The organism is Ruminococcus sporogenes (genome assembly GCF_054655175.1).
This window is the reverse complement of the sequence record NZ_BAAHOA010000010.1, coordinates 1-3,093: the sequence shown is the minus strand read 5'-3', so window position 1 is coordinate 3,093 and position 3,093 is coordinate 1. Positions and strand designations below refer to the sequence as shown.

Below are 3,093 nucleotides of genomic sequence, written 5' to 3'. Positions count from 1 at the left end.
ATAAAAAGCAAAAAGCCGGCATTGATATATTTTCCCAGGACGTCACCGTCCAAGTATCTTCTACGCAGATGAGCTTAACTTCTGTGTTCGGAAAGGGAACAGGTGGAACCTCATCGCCATTAACACCGGCTGACTCTTTTAAATTGAACAGAAAAGCAAAGATTTGAACTCTGACAAAAGGAAAAGCCCTCGACCTATTAGTATCCGCTGGCTTAACATGTCGCCATGCTTACACCTCAGACCTATCAACCTCATAGTCTTTGAGGGGTCTTACTTACTTACGTAATGGGATATCTTATCTTAAGGCCGGCTTCACGCTTAGATGCCTTCAGCGTTTATCCGTTCCGCACTTAGCTGCCCAGCTGTGCCACTGGCGTGACAACTGGTACACCAGAGGTGCGTCCATCCCGGTCCTCTCGTACTAGGGACAGCTCCTTTCAAATATCCTTCGCCCACGACAGATAGGGACCGAACTGTCTCACGACGTTCTGAACCCAGCTCGCGTACCGCTTTAATTGGCGAACAGCCAAACCCTTGGGACCGAATTCAGCCCCAGGATGCGATGAGCCGACATCGAGGTGCCAAACCTCCCCGTCGATGTGGACTCTTGGGGGAGATCAGCCTGTTATCCCCAGGGTAGCTTTTATCCGTTGAGCGACGGCATTTCCACTCACATACCGCCGGATCACTAACTCCAACTTTCGTTACTGCTCGACCCGTCAGTCTCGCAGTTAGGCTCGCTTTTGCGTTTACACTCTCTGGCATGGTTTCCATCCATGCTGAGCGAACCTTTGAGCGCCTCCGTTACCTTTTTGGAGGCGACCGCCCCAGTCAAACTGCCCACCTAACAATGTCCCCCGCCCTGATTCAAGGGCGCAGGTTAGAATTTCAGCACTTCAAGAGTGGTATCCCAACAGCGACTCCACAAAAGCTGACGCCTTTGCTTCTCAGTCTCCCACCTATCCTGTACATGAAATACCAAAATCCAATATTAAGCTACAGTGAAGCTCCATGGGGTCTTTCCGTCTAGTCGCGGGTAACCGGCATCTTCACCGGTACTACAATTTCGCCGGGCGGGTTGTTGAGACAGTGCCCAAATCGTTACACCATTCGTGCGGGTCAGAACTTACCTGACAAGGAATTTCGCTACCTTAGGACCGTTATAGTTACGGCCGCCGTTTACTGGGGCTTCGATTCAAAGCTCTCACTTCTCCTCTTAACCTTCCAGCACCGGGCAGGTGTCACCCCATATACGTCATCTTTCGATTTAGCATAGAGCTGTGTTTTTGCTAAACAGTCGCTTGGGCCTATTCTCTGCGGCTCTTTCGAGCACTCCTTCTCCCTAAGTTACGGAGTCAACTTGCCGAGTTCCTTAACAACCCTTCTCCCGTTGGCCTTAGAATTCTCTTCCTATCTACCTGTGTCGGTTTGCGGTACGGGCTCTTCAGATATTCACACAACTTTTCTTGCCTCAATCCACATTTACTTCCCCCATTCGGGGTCCCTTACGACCGGGAACACCAACTCCCGGATAAACGCTTCTCAAGTGTCCTTGTGCTTAAATCTTTCAGAGGCTACGGAATTTCTACCGTATGTGCATCGGCTACGCGTTTCCGCCTCGCCTTAGCTCCCGGCTTACTAGGAGCGGACGAACCTTCCTCCTAAAACCTTAGATTTTCGGCCATTATGATTCTCACATAATTCTCGCTACTCATTCCGGCATTCTCACTCGTATAAAATCCACCATCGCTTCCGCTATGACTTCTCCTCTTATACGACGCTCCCCTACCCCACAATCTTTCAATTGCAGCCCAAGCTTCGGTATAGATTTTAGCCCCGTTGAATTTTCGGCGCAGGGTCACTCGACCAGTGAGCTATTACGCACTCTTTTAATGAGTGGCTGCTTCTAAGCCAACATCCTGGTTGTCTGTGCAACCCCACATCCTTTTCCACTTAAATCTATTTCGGGACCTTAGCTGTGGGTCTGGGCTGTTTCCCTTTCGACTGTGAGACTTATCTCACACAGTCTGACTGCTGTACATCAATTATCCGGCATTCTTAGTTTGATAAGGTTCAGTAACCTTTCGGCCCCTAGCCCATTCAGTGCTTTACCTCCGGTAATCTAATACAACGCTAGCCCTAAAGCTATTTCGGGGAGAACCAGCTATATCCGAGTTCGATTGGAATTTCTCCGCTAGCCACACCTCATCCGCCACCTTTTCAACGGGGGTCGGTTCGGCCCTCCATGGAGTTTTACCTCCACTTCAGCCTGGACATGGCTAGGTCACTCGGTTTCGGGTCTATCGCATGCAACTTGACGCCCTTTTCAGACTTGCTCTCGCTTCGGCTTCAAACCTTAAGTTCTTAACCTTGCTGCATACGATAACTCGCCGGACCATTCTACAAAAGGTACCTGATCACACTTTGACGTGCTCTCAGTGCTTGTAAGCACAGGGTTTCAGGTTCTTTTTCACTCCCCTCCCGGGGTTCTTTTCACCTTTCCTTCACAGTACTCTTCGCTATCGGTCATTGGGGAATATTTAGGCTTGGAGGGTGGTCCCCCCTGCTTCCCACGGGGTTTCTCGTGTCCCGCGGTACTCTGGATTCTGCCTGCTGCCTCTGCTTTTCATTTACACGACTTTCACGTTCTTCGGTCAGGCTTCCCATCCTGTTCTATTAAGCTTCGACAATGCTTTTTGCAGTCCGCAACCCCGACTGAATTGCTTCCGTCGGTTTGGCCTCTTTCGATTTCGCTCGCCACTACTCTCGAAATCTCGGTTGATTTCTTTTCCTCTCCCTACTTAGATGTTTCAGTTCGGGAGGTTCCCCTCATATACCTATTGATTCAGTATATGATACATGAGCTTCTCTCATGTGGATTGCTCCATTCGGATATCTGCGGGTCTTAGTTCGCTTACAACTCACCGCAGCTTTTCGCAGTTAACCGCGTCCTTCTTCGGTTCCCAATGCCAAGGCATCCGCCCTGCGCTCTTTCTAGCTTTACCATTTGTCTTTTCTGAGTTCTCAATACATTGTAGTTTTTTTACCCGACTTTTAATTTCTTTATTAAAAATCGTGTCGTTTCACTTTTTG

General features: G+C 49.3%; 2 rRNA genes. Both read right to left on the bottom strand.

Annotation, left to right across the window (positions count from 1 at the left end):
• Nucleotides 1-13: 13 nt before the first annotated feature.
• Nucleotides 14-130 (bottom strand): 5S ribosomal RNA (gene rrf, locus ACYQ0N_RS15125).
• Nucleotides 131-177: 47 nt separating this feature from the next.
• Nucleotides 178-3,005, bottom strand: a 23S ribosomal RNA gene (locus tag ACYQ0N_RS15120).
• Nucleotides 3,006-3,093: the final 88 nt, after the last annotated feature.